Source organism: Achromobacter kerstersii (genome assembly GCF_902859595.1).
Taxonomy (GTDB): domain Bacteria; phylum Pseudomonadota; class Gammaproteobacteria; order Burkholderiales; family Burkholderiaceae_B; genus Achromobacter; species Achromobacter kerstersii.
In genome coordinates, this window is sequence record NZ_CADIJQ010000005.1 from 201,085 (window position 1) to 215,067 (window position 13,983).

Below are 13,983 nucleotides of genomic sequence, written 5' to 3' on the forward strand. Positions count from 1 at the left end.
GTCAGACCCTTCTCGCCATCTTGGGATCAAGGGCATCGCGCATGGCGTCACCCAGCATGTTCACGCTAAGCACGGTCAGCGCCAGGAACACGCCTGGCAGCAGAATCAGCTCCGGCTTGATCTGGAAGTACATCCTGCCTTCGGCGATCACGTTGCCCCAGGACGGAAACTCTGGCGGCATACCGACGCCCAGGAAGCTCATGACCGCCTCGGACAGCATGGCGGACGCAAAGATGAAGGTGCCCTGCACGATCAGCGGCGCCACCGTGTTCGGCACCAGATGGCGCAGCATCAGCACGTGCGTGGGCGTGCCCAGCGAAATAGCGGCTTCCACATAAGGCTCGTCACGCAGGCTCAGGATCAGGCCGCGTACCAGGCGCACCACTCGCGGAAACTCAGGCACGGCAATGGCGATGAGCACCGTCAACATGCTGGCGCCGGTTACCGCCACCAGCGCGATGGCAAGCAGGATGCTCGGCACGGACATGATGCCGTCCATGACGCGCATGATGACCATGTCCGCCGTGCGAAAGTAGCCCGCGATCACGCCCAGCGCCAGCCCGGGTATCAACGCGGCCACGGCCGTGCCCGCCCCGATCATCAGTGAAATGCGTGCGCCATGGACCACGCGTGACAGCACGTCGCGGCCATAGGCGTCGGTGCCAAACCAGTGCTCGGCGGAAAAGCCCTTCAGGCGCTGCATGGGATTGATGGCCATCGGGTCAGCCAGGCCCAGCAGGTTGGCCGAGACAGCGGCCAGGACGATAAGCGCAAGCGCAGCCAGCGCCGCCATGACCGGCCAGGTGGACAGCGTGCGAACCAGCGCGGACGCGGGTCGCTTGCGGATGGCAGGCGCAGCGCCGGCCCCACCCGCGATCGAGTGTATGGAAGTGGACATGCAAGTTCCTTCAATAACGGATGCGCGGATCGAACACCGAGTACAGAACGTCGATGGTCAGGTTCACACCGATGTAGACCAGTGAAAACAGCAGGATCAGCCCTTGGATCAGCGGATAATCCCGGGCCAGCACGGACTCGACCACCAGCCGGCCCAGGCCGGGCAGGTTGAACACCGATTCCGTGACGACCACGCCGCTGATCAATAACGCGATGCTCACGCCGATCACGGTGATGATGGGAACGGCCGCGGTTCGCAGCGCATGCGCCATCATCACGGCCCGTTCGGTGATGCCCTTGGCGCGCGCGGTGCGAATGAAGTCTTCGCCCATCACCTCCAGCACGCTGCTGCGTGCAATGCGCGCAATCAAGGCGACAAAGCCCGTGCTCAGTGCGATGGTGGGCAGCAGCAGGTGCAGGCCGAAGGCCAGCAAGCCCGCCGACGGCGACTTATAGCCTTGCACAGGCAGCCAGCCCAGCTTCATGGCGAACAGCAGGATCAGCGCGTAGCCGGTGACAAAGATGGGCACCGAAAAACCCAGCACCGAAAATGCCATCACCGCCCGGTCTGTGCGGGTGCCGCGCCGCCACGCCGAGAACACACCCAGCGGCACCGCGATCAGCGTGGACAGCAGGATGGTCGACAGCGCCAGCGCCAGCGACGGCCCCACGCGGGCACTGATCATCGCAGTGACGGGCGTGCCCGAATGCAGCGACACGCCCAGATCGCCTTGCAGCACCTGGCCGCTCCAAAGAAGGAACTGGGTGGCCAGCGACCTGTCCAGCCCCATGTGCTCGCGAATCTGGGCCAGCTGCGTCTCGGTGGCCGCATCGCCTGCCAGCATCAGCGCCGGGTCCCCCGGCGTCAGACGCAGCAGGCAAAACACCAGCACGGCCACCGTCAGCACCACGGGAACGGTTGCAAGGATGCGTCTGAGTAGGTAGCTGAACATGCTGGCTTACCGGCTTTTCTTAATGTTCCAGAACACCGGCGCGGGTGATTCCAACACGCCCGACAGCTTCTTGCTGTAGGCGGCGGCGGTCTCGATCTGGCCCAGTGTGACGGCTACGCCTTCGTCCAGCATCACGTCCTGAAGCTGGTCGGCGATCTGCTTGCGTTCCGGTTCCGTCGCCGCCACCAGGAACTGATCACGCAGTGCCTCGACTTTCGGCACGGTCGGCCAGCCGAACCAGGCCTTCTCGCCGTTGGCCGACACGCCATAGTTGCGCAGCGGGTCCATGATTTCGCTGACGTGCCACGTGGTCACGAAAATGCTCCAGCCGCCCTTGGCGGGCACGTCGCGGTTGGCGCGGCGCGACAGCATGGTCATGAAGTCCATGGCCTGCAATTGAACGTTGAAGCCCGCCTGGCGCAACTGCTGCGCCATCACCACGGGAATGGCGGACGCCATGGCGATGTCGGTGGCATGCAGGATCACGACGGGCGCGCCGTCATACTTGGCCTCCTTCAGAAGCGCCTTCGCCTTGTCGATATTGGACGGCACGATCATGTCGGCACGGGTATCGCTGGAATACGGCAGGCCGCAGCCGAACACCGCGCCACAAGTCTTGAAGAACTCCGGATCGCCCACCTGCGCCTTCAGGATGTCGCCCTGCCCGACCGCATACATGGCGGCCTGGCGCACCAGCTTGTTGTCGAAGGGCGCATTAAGCTGGTTGAAGCGGTACATGGGCTGGTAGCCCATCTTGTCCAGCACGCGCAACGTCACGTCCGGTGCACTTCTGACCATCGGCACCAGGTCAAAAGGCACGGTCTCGATGTAATCGACCTCTCCGCCCAGCAGGGCATTGACGGTCGTCATCGGGTCGGCCATGGCCACCCATTCCACTCGGTCCACGTTGACCACCTTGCCGCCGGCCGTCCAGCTGGGCGCTTCCTTGCGCGGCACGTAGTCGGTATTCTTTTCGTAGACCGTCTTCACGCCCGGCTGGAATTCCTTCTGCACGAACTTGAAGGGCCCGGACCCGGTGTAATCGCTGATGGCTTGCGCCACCGGCGTTTGCGCCACGCGCTTGGGCATCATGAAGCTGGGCAGGCCGCTGGGTTTGCCTAGTGCGGACAGCACGTCCGCCGGCGCCGTCAGCACGATCTTGAAAGTCTTGTCATCGATGACGTCCATCGATGCAACCAAGGGCATGAGCTGGCGGCCGGTCTTGTCCGACTGTGCCCATCGCTGAATCGAAGCCACGCAGTCCTCGGCCTTCACGGCGGTGCCATCGTGCCATTTCAACCCATCGCGCAGCGTGAACGTATAGGTCTTGCCGTCCGGCGAGACTTCCCATTTGTCCGCCATCTGCGGCTGGATCTTGTTGTTCGCGTCCGTCGCCAGCAGCGTGTCGTAGATCATGTAGGCGTGGTTGCGCGTCTGGTGCGACGCCGTCAGCACGGGGTCCAGCACCGTTAATTTGCTGGCCATCACCACGGTCAGGGTTTCCGCCTGCGCGGGCGCCCAGGCCAGGGCAGCGGCGCAAGCCAGCGCGGGCGCCCAGGCCAGGGCAGCGGCGCAAGCCAGCGCGGCGCCGAGGTGGCCCAGGCCGTAGCGCGATTCAACTCTTTGAGCGTTCAGAAAAGCCATGTCATTCCCTTGAAGTTTTTATGGAAGAACGGGGCCTGTGCCGGCCCTTCGGATGGAGTTGCGATCAGGTCACACAACGTCAAATGACAGCGGCGACATCTGTTGGGCGCTGCGGCCGGCCACCAGATCGCGCGAAGGCACCAACGCCTCGGCGCGGCGCTGGGCCTCGTCCACCTGCTCGGCGGCCTTGCGGTAATCCAGCGAATGCACCTGCCCTTCGTGCAGCACGCGGCGGCCGTCGATGTACACGGTGTGCACGGCGCGGTCCGCAGCGGCGTAAACCAGACTGCGCACCGGATCGCGCGACGGGCGCATCAAGTGATGCGTCATGTCCACCATCACGAGGTCGGCGCGCGCACCCACCGCGATGCGGCCCAGGTCTTCACGGCCCAGCGCCTTCGCGCCCCCAACCGTCGCGGCGTGGAACACTTCGCCCGTGGTGACCGCGCGCGGTGTTTGCGCCATCAAGCGAGCCAGGTAACCCACGTGGCGCATTTCCTCGATCATGTTGTGCGGATAGGTGTCCGTGCCGATACCCAGGTTGATGCCCGCGCGTCGATAGCGCCCAAAGTCGCGCAGCGCCATGCCCCGGCGCATGAACACCGTGGGGCAATGCGCCACGCTGGCGCCCGTTTCGGACAGGATGGACAGGTCGGTCGCCGTGCCCCAGTGCGTATTCGGATGGTCGTCCACAAAGATGCCGTGTCCCACGATGCTGCCGGGGTCCAACACGCCCAGGCTGTGCAGCCACTGAACGGGTGTAAGCCCATGGCGGCGCGTGATTTCGTGGAATTCCGGAAGCGACTGTGCGGCATGTGTCTGCCAGCCAATGCCGCGACGCTTCGCCTCTTGATGACTGGCCTTCAGCAGTTCGGGCGTGCAGGTGTCGATCTGCGCGGGCACCAGCATGCCCGTGAGGCGGCCGCACTCGTGCGCCTCGGCCTTGTCGATCAGCGCCAGCGCGCGCTCCATGCCCGCCTCGCCGGCCTTCTCGTTCCAGTCGTACTCCACCACATGGCCGTTGCGCGTGTACCAGCGCGCCGAGCGGAACATGGGCGCGATATAAGCCCGCAGGCCGCTTTGCACCATGATGTCGATCCAGTGCTCGTGCGCGACCGACATGTCCACGACGGTCGTCACGCCCGACATCAGCAGTTCGGCGGCGGCCAGCGTCAGCTGCGCGGGCGCGGCTTCGTCGTCGCCTTCCATCGTGGGCATGTACTCGTACAGATTCGAGTTGTACAGGCCCGGTGACCCGGTTTCGTCCGTGTAGCCCTTGTTGATGGGTTCGTGCACCAGATGGCTGTGGATGTCCACCAGACCCGGCATCACCATCATGCCGCTGCCGCTGACGATTTGCGCATCCGGCGTGGCCGCCTGCGCCCCCGCCCCGACGTGCGTGATACGGCCGTCCGCGAACGCCACGTCGGCGTTCTTCATGTAGACGTGCTGCTGGCGCGTGTCGTCCCAGGCAACCACGAATTCGGCGTTCTTGATCAAGGTAGTCTTCAACGCAATTTCCTCCGAAATGATTTTCGAGTGTCCATGTGGCGCGTTGCGTTAGCGCCAGTCTGGCCGCGTGCCCTTGCGGGCGCTTGGCGGCGCCAGGCTGGGCAGCCCGCGCGGCAAAAACTTTCCTTGACCCGGCGCGCCCGTAAAGCGCTTGCCGTCCCAAACGACTTGTCCACGCAGCAGCGTCATCGCGGGCCACGCCCGCAGCGTCATGCCCGCGTACGGCGTGTAGTCCACCGCGTGGTGCAGGTGTTCATTGGCGAGCGTGAATTCACGCTCTTCCCAGATCACCAGGTCGGCATCGCTGCCGATGGCCAGCGTGCCCTTTCGCGGGTACAGGCCATAGGCGCGCGCCGGCTGGGTGGCGGTCAGCTCTACGAAGCGGTTCAGGCTGATGCGACCGGCCAACACCCCTTCGGAATACAGCAACGGCATGCGCGTTTCGATGCCGGGGATGCCATTCGGAATATGACGGAATGCCACCTGTTGGCCGCCGGGCATCTTGCCGTCCTCGCCCGTCAGGTTGAATGGCGAGTGGTCAGACGAAAACACCGTGAAAAGGCCGTCTGCCAGCCCCTGCCAGATCTGCTCCTGGCTGGACTTGTCGCGCGGCGGCGGGCTGCACACGCAGCGCGCGCCGAAATAGCTGTCGTCCGTGCCAAGATCCGCGGCGGTCAGCAAGAGGTACTGCGGGCAGGTTTCGGCATAGACATTCAGGCCCTTGGCGCGCGCCTCGCGGATTTGCGCAACCGCTTCGCCGCCCGAGATGTGCACCAGCAGGATGGGCACGTCGATGAGCTCGGACAGAGCGATCGCGCGATGCGCGCCCTCGCGCTCCACCAGCATCGGCCGCGAAACGGCATGAAACCGCGGCGCCGTGCGGCCCGACGCCTCCAGCCGGCGCGTCAGCCAGGCGATGCAGTCGGAGTTCTCGGCATGGATCATCGCCATGCCGCCATGCACGCGCGCCACGTCCAGCACGTCCAGGATCTGGGCGTCGGACAACTTCAGCGCGTCGTACGTCATATACAGCTTGAACGAGCTGTAGCCGGCCTCTATCAGGCGCGGCAGCTCTTCAGCCAGCACGGTCGGCGTAGGGTCGGTCAGGATCAGGTGAAACGCATAGTCCACGCAGGCTCGGCCGCCGGCGCGCTGGTGGTAATCGTCGATGGCCGCCTGCACCGTCGCGCCCTTGCGCTGCGCCGCGAAGGGGATCACGGTGGTCGTGCCCCCGCAGGCGGCCGAGCGCGTACCGGTAAAAAAGTCATCCGCCAACTTCACGGGCGGCGCCATCGGCTGGTCCAGGTGGCAATGGGCATCGATGCCGCCGGGCGTGACCACTCGTCCGGCCACATCGATTTCACACATGCCCGGCGCCAAGCCGCGGCCGATCTGCACGATGCGGCCGTCCACGATCCCCAGATCCGCGCGACAGGTATCGCCAGCCGTTGCCAGCACCGCGTCACGCAGCACCAGATCAAAACCTTGCTTCGTCATATGCGTCAGCCCGTCTGATCCGCCCTTCCCCTGCCGCGAAGGCGTGGCGGGATGGGCATGTTGTGAGCGGATTCTAGGCCGAATACAAAAATGATTACGCTAGTGATTACCCTGAAATATACATTTCACGGCTGAATTGTTAACATTATTTTGGGCGCTGGCTGGCGGGCCTTGTCCAACGGCGGCGGCTGATCGGGTATCTTCACGTTCATCCGCCATGTTGCTGGCAACATGCGGCCTACAAGCGGCAAGCGACCGCTCATTACCCACGGCGGCGATCCCGCCCTGGCTTCTCACGCGCAAACCAAGAACGAGCCCATGGCATCAGACAAACGCGAAAACTCGGTCACCGGCATCTACGAGCGCATCTACCGCGCCATCCTGGACAACCGCCTCAAGCCCGGCACCAAGCTGGTCGAAGAGCGTCTGGCCGAAATCTTTGAAGTCAGCCGGCCGCGCATCCGCGAGGTTCTCGCGCGCCTGGCCCACGAACAGATCGTCGAACTATTCCCCCAGCGCGGCGCCTACGTCGCCAAGCCGTCCATCGAAAAAGCGCGTGACGTTTTCGAGGCGCGCCGGCTGATAGAGCCTGCCGTCGTGCGGCGCCTGACGCAGAACCTTACGCCCGAGAAGCTGGCGCGCCTGCGCGAGCACGTCCTGTTGGAACACGATGCCCGCAAGCGCGACGACAAGCGCGCCATCATCCGGCTGGCGGGCGAATTTCATATTCTGCTGAGCGAGCTGGCGGGCAACGGTGAACTGGCGCGCACCATGCGCGAGCTGTCCACGCTGACCTGCCTGGTCATCTTTCTGTACAACCTGCCCACCGCCACCAGCTGCCGCGACGACGAACACGAGCTCATTACCGAAGCCATCGCTGCGCGTGACGCCCAGCGCGCCGAGGAACTGACGCTGCATCATCTGGAGCACATCGAACAAAGCGTGAAGCTGGAATCGGTGGAAGAATCGGTGGATCTGGAAGAAGTCTTCAAATTCTGACCCACATTGACCCATGCCCCAGCGAAAATAACGAAAAGCCCCGGGGTGTAAAACCCGGGGCTTCTTGGCACCTGAAAAGCCGGACTATGGCGGCCGGCCTATTTTTTACTGACCGGACACGCCAGCTTTATAGTTTCAGCGTAACGGGCACGCCCGCCGCGGCGGAGCAGATTTGAGACAAGGCGTCCGGCATCTGCGGGCCGCCTCGGGTATCGTTCCAGTGCTGGCCGTCATAGCGGTAGTGAAAGCCACCGCTGCGCGCGGCGACCCACAGCTCCTGCATGGCAGCCTGGCTGTTCACGACGACGTGGGTATTGTCTTCAAAAACCATCGTCAGCACATTGCCGCTGCGGCTGGTTTCAACGTCGACGTCGAGCGAAGCCGCCCAGTCATCGGCCTGGCTTTCGATGCTGTCCAGCACCTGGTCGATCAACGCAAGAAATTCGGTTTCGGTCATAATCGAGCCTGCAAGAATTACGGAGTTCCCAGTGTTCCAATTGGCATTCAGCCGCATGGCTCTTCGCATTGTAGCCACGCTCGTGGCCTCCGGCATGGTCGCGGCCTGCGGGTACAAGGGGCCTTTGTATATGCCGACCCCTGACGGCAAGCCGCCCACGCGGTCGCAAACGCCGGCATCGCAAATCCCGCCCGCGCCATCGATCCCATGACCGCCGCCTTCCCCACGCCGCCAGAGCTGGCCGGCCACCCTTACTTCCAGTACCGCAACAACGTACTGTACGCCGAGGATGTGCCGCTGGACCATCTGGCGCATGGGCTAGGCACACCGCTCTACGTCTATTCCCGCGCAGCGCTCAAAGGCGCCTGGGAAACCTACCGCAGCGCCATTGGGCAACGCCCCGTCCTGGTCTGCTACGGCATGAAGGCCAATTCGAACCTGGCGGTGCTGAAGGAATTCGCACGGCTGGGCGCGGGCTTTGACATCGTGTCCGGCGGCGAACTCAAGCGCGCGCTGGCGGTGGGCGCCGAGCCCTCCAAGATTGTGTTTTCCGGCGTAGGCAAACAAGCCTGGGAAATGCGCGCTGCGCTGGCGGCCCAGGTGAAGTGCTTCAACGTCGAGTCCGAAGCCGAGCTGCACCGCTTGTCCGACGTGGCTGAAGAACTGGGCGTGCGCGCCCCGGTGTCGCTGCGTGTGAACCCCGACGTGGACGCGCAGACGCATCCCTACATTTCCACCGGCCTGAAAGAAAACAAGTTCGGCATTGCCATTGAATCCGCGCTGGACGTCTATCGCGTCGCGCAGTCTTTGCCGGGCCTGGACATCGTGGGCGTCGATTGCCATATCGGTTCACAGCTGACCGACATCAGCCCCTATTTCGATGCGCTGGAAAAGTTGCTGGACCTGATCGACGCGCTGGATCAGGAAGGCATCCGCATCGCCCATCTGGACCTGGGCGGTGGCCTGGGCATCCGCTACACGGATGAGACGCCCCCGTCACCCCAGGCGCTGCTTGACCGCGTGTTTGAACGCCTGAACGCGCGCGGCCAGGGGCATCTGCACCTGGTGCTGGAACCGGGCCGTTCGCTGGTGGGCAATGCGGGGGTGCTGCTGACTACGGTGCAATATCTGAAGCACGCCGAAGCGCGCAACTTCGCCATTGTCGACGCCGCCATGAACGACCTGCTGCGCCCTGCGCTCTACGAGGCGTTCCATGGCGTGCAACCGTTGCGCCCGCGCGCCGGCGATCAGGTGGAATACGACATCGTCGGCCCGGTGTGCGAAAGCGCCGACTGGCTGGCCCGGCAGCGCAAACTGGCCATCCAGCAAGGCGATGTGCTGGCGGTGGAATCCGCAGGCGCTTACAGCATGGCGATGGCCAGCAACTACAACACGCGTGCTCGCGCCGCTGAAGTGATGGTGGACGGGGCCAATTACCACGTGGTGCGCCAACGCGAGACGCTGGACGATCTGCTGCGCGGCGAATCCACACTGCCTTGAACGCAACCCGCGCAGTGCGTGTTGCCCCCAATGAAAAAGGCCCCTCGCGGGGCCTTTCTCTTTTCCCTTTCCGTCATCTGCGGCAAGCCGCAAGACGCGATCCGGAATTACAGCTGCCCGTACGAGTGCAGGCCCGACAGGAACATGTTCACGCCCAGGAATGCGAAGCCGGTGATCAGCAGCCCCATCAGCGCCCAGTAGGCCGCCATGGTGCCGCGCAGGCCCTTGATCAGACGCATGTGCAGCCATGCCGCGTAGTTCAGCCACACGATCAGCGCCCAGGTTTCCTTCGGGTCCCACTGCCAGTACGCGCCCCAGGCATCCGCGGCCCACAGCGCGCCCAGAATGGTTGCGACGGTGAAGAAGGCGAAGCCGATCGCGATGGCGCGATACATGATGTCGTCCAGCACCTCAAGCGAGGGCAGCGCGGCCGCAATGCGGCGGCGGCCCAGCAAGATGGCGCCCACAATCACCGCCCCCACGCCGAAGTACAGCATCCAGGTGGCCGACAGGCCATCGGTGCGAAACACCATCGGTTCGGCGCACAGCAGCACGCCCAACACAAACAGCGGCGCCAGCTTGGCCCATGACGTGGTCTGACCATGTTGCTTGACGAGGTACGCGAAACCCACCATCGCCGCCAGCGAGAACGTGCCATAGCCGATGAAGTTGGCTGGCACGTGCAGCTTCATCCACCAGCTTTTCAGCGCGGGCACCAAGGGCTGGATCTGCCCCGCATCCCGCGTGAACGAATACCAGAGCAGGAACACGACGGCGGACGTCACCACCAGCAGCACGAAGCCGCCCAGCGCGCGGGTCGCGTATTTGCGTTCGTAGTACAGGTAGAACAGCGCCGTGATCAGCGAGAACAGCACGAACACTTCGTACAGGTTGCTGACCGGGATGTGGCCCAGGTCCGGGCCCATCAGATGGCCTTCGCGCCAACGCACCAAGAGGCCGGTGACGCCCGCGAAGACTGCGCCCCAGGTCAGCGCCGTCCCCAGCCATGCGGCCGTGGGGCTGAACACGCCGATCCAGTAGCAGACCATGGCCAGCGCGAAGAGCGCGCTCATCCACAAAATGGCTGACTGGGACGAGAACAGATACTTCAGGAAGAACACCTGCTCGGCGCGGGCAAGGTCGTTGCCGTACAGCATCAACGCCAGCCCCGACGAGATCGCACAGGCGATCATCAGGTGGCGCATCGGACGCCACAGCCAGCCCATCCAGGCCAGTGCGGGCACGGTGCCGCAGAGAATGATCTTCTCGTAGTAATCCATCGCGTTGCCGTAGCGGGTCAGCGCGAAACCCGCGCCCACTGCCAGCAACAGGAAGAAAACGACATCGGTCCAGTCGGGCTTGCCGCGCCGGGCGCGGCTGTCGCCGGTTTCCGACAAGCTGTCTTGCCAGAGCGTGTCGGGCGACGCGGCGAGCGTGTCCGGTGAGGAGGGATGCGTGGTGGTCGTCGTCGACATAAAAAACCTTAAGACCGGTTCTGGCGCAGCAGCGCCTGCTTGAAGCGTTCGAACTCTTGATTGAAGTCGAGTGTACGCTTCTGGGACGTCATGGCCGCCAGGACGCTGCTGCCGTTACCTTGCGGCTTGACCCAGATCCAGACGCGGCGGTCTCGAATATAGAACATCGAGAACACCCCCAGGACCAGCAACAGGCTGCCCAGGTAGACCGTGTTCTTGCCCGGCGTGCGGCTCACTTGGAACACACTGGCCTGCACGTGGTTGAAATCCGCCAGCGACAGGAAGACGGGCGCGGGGTAGACCGTCAGGTCCGACAACGCCGCCACGGCCAGACGCGACCACACGGCGGCGCGTTCGCCTTCGGGGCCTTCGACCGCCACGGCGGGCAGGCCGGCGCGCTCGCGCTCAATGGCGCGCAATTCATTCATGCTGGCGCCGATCAGGCGGATCACCACGTCCGCCGCGCGCTCCAGGTCGGCGGCGGGCGTATTGGCTTGCAGGAAAGCCGCCACGGCTTGCAGGCCACCCGATGCGAAGGTTTCCAGCGCGCGCTCGGCGGCCGTCTGCAAGGGCTGGCGGTCGGCACCCGACGGGCTGTTGCGCTCGGCGAAGCGGCGCGCGGCTTCCTGGCGTGCTGCCGGGTCGGCGAGAGTGGCGCGCAGGCGCATGAACTCGGCGATCGAGCTGTCGTCGTCCGCCGGAATACGCAGGTAGCGGAACGGTTCGGCGGCGTTGTTGCGCACGCCAGCCAGGAACACGCTGGCGCCATCCAGCTGCATGGGCAGCATGTAGTTCTGGAATTCGTGCGCCTGGCCCGCGTCGTCGATCAGCTTGTATTCGACGCTGGGACCCACGTTGCGCAGGTTCTCGTTTTTCTTGCCCGCAGCGCTGCCGGAGACCGACGCCACGTGCTCGGCAAAGCTCTGGTTGGCGCCCTTGGGGTCGCCACGCGTCAGGTCTTCAACGTTGATCGGGCGCATGGCCGTGATCTCGACGCCCATGCTGCGCGGGCCGCCCGTGGTGCTGGCGGTGACTTCACTGGTCTTGCCCACGGTGCCGTTGACGTTGAACGTGGCGGCGTTGGAACCTACCAGCGGGTAGCCCTTCAAGACGACCGTGCTGCCGCCGTCATCGAAGCTGGACTGATAAACGGTCATGCCCTTGAAGCGCAGCGGCTCGTTGACCTCGATGGTGGAATCGAACGTCTTGCCGGTGTCGGGGTCGGTCACTTCCACTTCGCTGGCGAAGCGGCTGGGCATGCCGGTGGAGTAGTAGTCGACAACGAATTTCTTCAGCTTCAGCGTGAAGGGCATCGGCTGCACCAGCGCGCCATCACCCACCATCACGACCGCCGTGCTGGCCTGGCCGCCTTCAGGCACCAGCACGCTGGCGCGAAAGCTCGGGTTATTGACCGACAGGCGCCCGCTTTCGGGTACTTCGGAAATCAGCATGTTGTCGACAATCGGCTGCTTGCCGCCGAACATCACCTGCAAACGCACCGGCAATTCGCTATCGAGCAAGCCGCCGATACAGATGATGACCATGGCTGCGTGCGCAAACACATAGCCCAGGCGGTTGGCGCTGCCTTTCTTGGCCGCCAGCAGCACGCCGTCGTTGTCCTGCCGTTGGCGCACCGCGTAACCCAAGCGTTCCAGCAGCAGTTTCAAACCGGCCGCGGTTTGCGGCACATCGGTGGGTTCCTGGGTTTCCACGCGATGCGGGAAGGCGCGCAGGCTGCTTGCCCGCACATGCTCGCGGAACGAACGCGCATCGCGCAGCATCTTGGGCGCATTGCGGATCAGGCAGACCGAGGTCGACACGACCAGGAACCCCATGATCACCAAGAACCACCAGCTGTTGTAGACGTGCCAGATCGAGAATTTGTCGAACACTTCGTACCAGAACGGGCCGAATTGATCGATGTAGTTGTTGGACGAGCGGTTCTGCTGCAACACGGTCCCGACCAGGCTCGCCACGCAGATGAACATCAGCAGGCTGACGGCGAAACGCATCGAACCCAGCAGTTCGAAGAAGTCGCGGGGCAGGCTGCGCAGGGAGGGTCGGGTATGGGTTCGTGTTGAATTCATGAAAAAAGGGGGGCCGCGCAATCGGCTACCCCCCTCATAGACAGCGCGCAACGGAATCAGGTTCCGTCACGCCCAAGTTGCATGAACGCGGACCAGCCGCGCGTGTTGCGGGCTTTCGCCTACCGCAGGCCGGCCGCGTAGTCCGACACCGCCTTGATATCGGCGTCCGACATGCGATCCGCGATCGCGAACATGATGTCGTTCTTGCGGTCGCCGCTGCGGAACAGCTTGAGCTGCTCTTCGATGTACATGGGGAACTGCCCCGACAAGCGGGGGTACTGGGCGGGCATGCCCGCGCCATTCGCAGAGTGGCACGCCGCGCAAGCCGGGACGTTGCGTTCAGGCAAACCGCCGCGCCAGATCTTCTGACCCAGATCAACCAGTTTCTCCTGGCCTGCCGTGGCGGGCTCCTTGAGAGGCTGCTGCGCCAGGTAAAGCGCGATGTTCTGCATGTCGGCCGGCGTCAGGTTCTGCGCCATGGCCGTCATCGGGGTGGGGTTGCCGCCCGCGCCGTTACGTACCGGCAGCTTCGCACCCTGCTTGATCTGGAAATCCGCCAATTGCTTGGCCAGGTATTCGTGGGGTTGCGCGGCCAGGTTGGGGTTCACCGGGATGGTGCTGTTGCCCGCCGCGCCATGACAGGACGCACAGGCGATGATGCCTCTTGAGGCGTCGCCTTGGTCAAACAGCTGACCGCCCTTGGCGGCATCTGGCTTGGCCGGGCCCGCAGCGCCGTCAGCGGCGAAACTGGGTGTAGAGAAGGCGGAGGCGCCGAGCAACAGCCCGCTCGCAACCAACATCCGGGACAGCACACGCTTCATGAAGACCTCGACGATCACATCGATCAAGGCGCAAAAAGGCGCCCACGCCTGCCCCGCACACCCTGGAATACCGTATCGAACCTCATTTGCCCGTTCTGCCTGCCAAGTTGCGGAAAACAACCTAAACAGTAAGCAAAAAAG

Annotated in this window: 12 protein-coding genes; 3 read left to right on the forward strand and 9 right to left on the reverse strand. The window is 64.0% G+C overall.

Going from position 1 to position 13,983, the window contains the following annotated elements; translation table 11 throughout:
• Position 1: 1 nt before the first annotated feature.
• The 5 genes from HV765_RS16685 to hydA all read right to left on the reverse strand — a co-directional run bounded on the left by HV765_RS16685 (position 2) and on the right by hydA (position 6,503).
• The gene (locus HV765_RS16685; RefSeq protein WP_054420832.1) at positions 2 to 898 is read right to left on the reverse strand and encodes an ABC transporter permease; all 897 of its coding nucleotides are present in this window, start codon (positions 896 to 898) and stop codon (positions 2 to 4) included.
• A 10-nt stretch (positions 899 to 908) separates the two neighbouring features.
• On the reverse strand, positions 909 to 1,850 hold the full coding sequence (locus HV765_RS16690) for an ABC transporter permease (RefSeq protein WP_175170407.1): 942 nt from the start codon (positions 1,848 to 1,850) through the stop codon (positions 909 to 911).
• 6 nt (positions 1,851 to 1,856) lie between these two features.
• Positions 1,857 to 3,494, reverse strand: coding sequence for an ABC transporter substrate-binding protein (locus tag HV765_RS16695; RefSeq protein WP_254600613.1), 1,638 nt, complete (start codon positions 3,492 to 3,494; stop codon positions 1,857 to 1,859).
• A 69-nt stretch (positions 3,495 to 3,563) separates the two neighbouring features.
• Positions 3,564 to 5,006 carry an amidohydrolase family protein gene (locus tag HV765_RS16700; RefSeq protein ID WP_054420834.1) on the reverse strand — a complete coding sequence of 481 codons (1,443 nt, stop codon included), beginning with the start codon at positions 5,004 to 5,006 and terminating at the stop codon, positions 3,564 to 3,566.
• 48 nt (positions 5,007 to 5,054) lie between these two features.
• A complete protein-coding gene (hydA, locus tag HV765_RS16705; protein ID WP_175170408.1) occupies positions 5,055 to 6,503 on the reverse strand; it encodes a dihydropyrimidinase in 1,449 nt (482 codons plus the stop codon).
• A 318-nt stretch (positions 6,504 to 6,821) separates the two neighbouring features.
• Between hydA and HV765_RS16710 the strand changes: the two genes are divergently transcribed.
• On the forward strand, positions 6,822 to 7,502 hold the full coding sequence (locus tag HV765_RS16710; RefSeq protein WP_054421363.1) for a GntR family transcriptional regulator: 681 nt from the start codon (positions 6,822 to 6,824) through the stop codon (positions 7,500 to 7,502).
• Positions 7,503 to 7,629: 127 nt separating this feature from the next.
• On the opposite strand, the gene cyaY is transcribed toward HV765_RS16710, so the two are convergent.
• Positions 7,630 to 7,959 carry an iron donor protein CyaY gene (cyaY, locus tag HV765_RS16715; protein ID WP_054420836.1) on the reverse strand — a complete coding sequence of 110 codons (330 nt, stop codon included), beginning with the start codon at positions 7,957 to 7,959 and terminating at the stop codon, positions 7,630 to 7,632.
• 55 nt (positions 7,960 to 8,014) lie between these two features.
• Between cyaY and lptM the strand changes: the two genes are divergently transcribed.
• Both lptM and lysA read left to right on the forward strand, forming a co-directional pair.
• Positions 8,015 to 8,170 carry an LPS translocon maturation chaperone LptM gene (gene lptM / locus HV765_RS16720; RefSeq protein ID WP_082386926.1) on the forward strand — a complete coding sequence of 52 codons (156 nt, stop codon included), beginning with the start codon at positions 8,015 to 8,017 and terminating at the stop codon, positions 8,168 to 8,170.
• On the forward strand, positions 8,167 to 9,459 hold the full coding sequence (gene lysA / locus HV765_RS16725; RefSeq protein ID WP_175170409.1) for a diaminopimelate decarboxylase: 1,293 nt from the start codon (positions 8,167 to 8,169) through the stop codon (positions 9,457 to 9,459). Before lptM ends, lysA begins: the two co-directional genes overlap by 4 nt.
• Before the next feature lie 107 nt (positions 9,460 to 9,566).
• On the opposite strand, the gene ccsB is transcribed toward lysA, so the two are convergent.
• From ccsB to HV765_RS16740, 3 genes are all read right to left on the reverse strand, one after another.
• Positions 9,567 to 10,934 (reverse strand): c-type cytochrome biogenesis protein CcsB, encoded by a 1,368-nt coding sequence (gene ccsB / locus HV765_RS16730; RefSeq protein ID WP_054420838.1) that lies wholly within the window; start codon positions 10,932 to 10,934, stop codon positions 9,567 to 9,569.
• A gap of 8 nt (positions 10,935 to 10,942) precedes the next feature.
• Positions 10,943 to 13,021: a cytochrome c biogenesis protein ResB gene (locus HV765_RS16735; protein ID WP_054420839.1), complete on the reverse strand. Its 2,079-nt coding sequence runs from the start codon at positions 13,019 to 13,021 to the stop codon at positions 10,943 to 10,945.
• Positions 13,022 to 13,140: 119 nt separating this feature from the next.
• A complete protein-coding gene (locus HV765_RS16740) occupies positions 13,141 to 13,842 on the reverse strand; it encodes a c-type cytochrome (RefSeq protein WP_100857537.1) in 702 nt (233 codons plus the stop codon).
• Positions 13,843 to 13,983: the final 141 nt, after the last annotated feature.

What these genes read in the sequence shown, in the direction of transcription:
- HV765_RS16685 (WP_054420832.1), bottom strand. Translation starts at nt 898, where the DNA reads ATGTCCACTTCCATACACTCGATCGCGGGTGGGGCCGGCGCTGCGCCT.
- HV765_RS16690 (WP_175170407.1), bottom strand. Translation starts at nt 1,850, where the DNA reads ATGTTCAGCTACCTACTCAGACGCATCCTTGCAACCGTTCCCGTGGTG.
- HV765_RS16695 (WP_254600613.1), bottom strand. Translation starts at nt 3,494, where the DNA reads ATGGCTTTTCTGAACGCTCAAAGAGTTGAATCGCGCTACGGCCTGGGC.
- hydA (WP_175170408.1), bottom strand. Translation starts at nt 6,503, where the DNA reads ATGACGAAGCAAGGTTTTGATCTGGTGCTGCGTGACGCGGTGCTGGCA.
- HV765_RS16710 (WP_054421363.1), top strand. Translation starts at nt 6,822, where the DNA reads ATGGCATCAGACAAACGCGAAAACTCGGTCACCGGCATCTACGAGCGC.
- cyaY (WP_054420836.1), bottom strand. Translation starts at nt 7,959, where the DNA reads ATGACCGAAACCGAATTTCTTGCGTTGATCGACCAGGTGCTGGACAGC.
- lptM (WP_082386926.1), top strand. Translation starts at nt 8,015, where the DNA reads ATGGCTCTTCGCATTGTAGCCACGCTCGTGGCCTCCGGCATGGTCGCG.
- lysA (WP_175170409.1), top strand. Translation starts at nt 8,167, where the DNA reads ATGACCGCCGCCTTCCCCACGCCGCCAGAGCTGGCCGGCCACCCTTAC.
- ccsB (WP_054420838.1), bottom strand. Translation starts at nt 10,934, where the DNA reads ATGTCGACGACGACCACCACGCATCCCTCCTCACCGGACACGCTCGCC.
- HV765_RS16735 (WP_054420839.1), bottom strand. Translation starts at nt 13,021, where the DNA reads ATGAATTCAACACGAACCCATACCCGACCCTCCCTGCGCAGCCTGCCC.
- HV765_RS16740 (WP_100857537.1), bottom strand. Translation starts at nt 13,842, where the DNA reads ATGAAGCGTGTGCTGTCCCGGATGTTGGTTGCGAGCGGGCTGTTGCTC.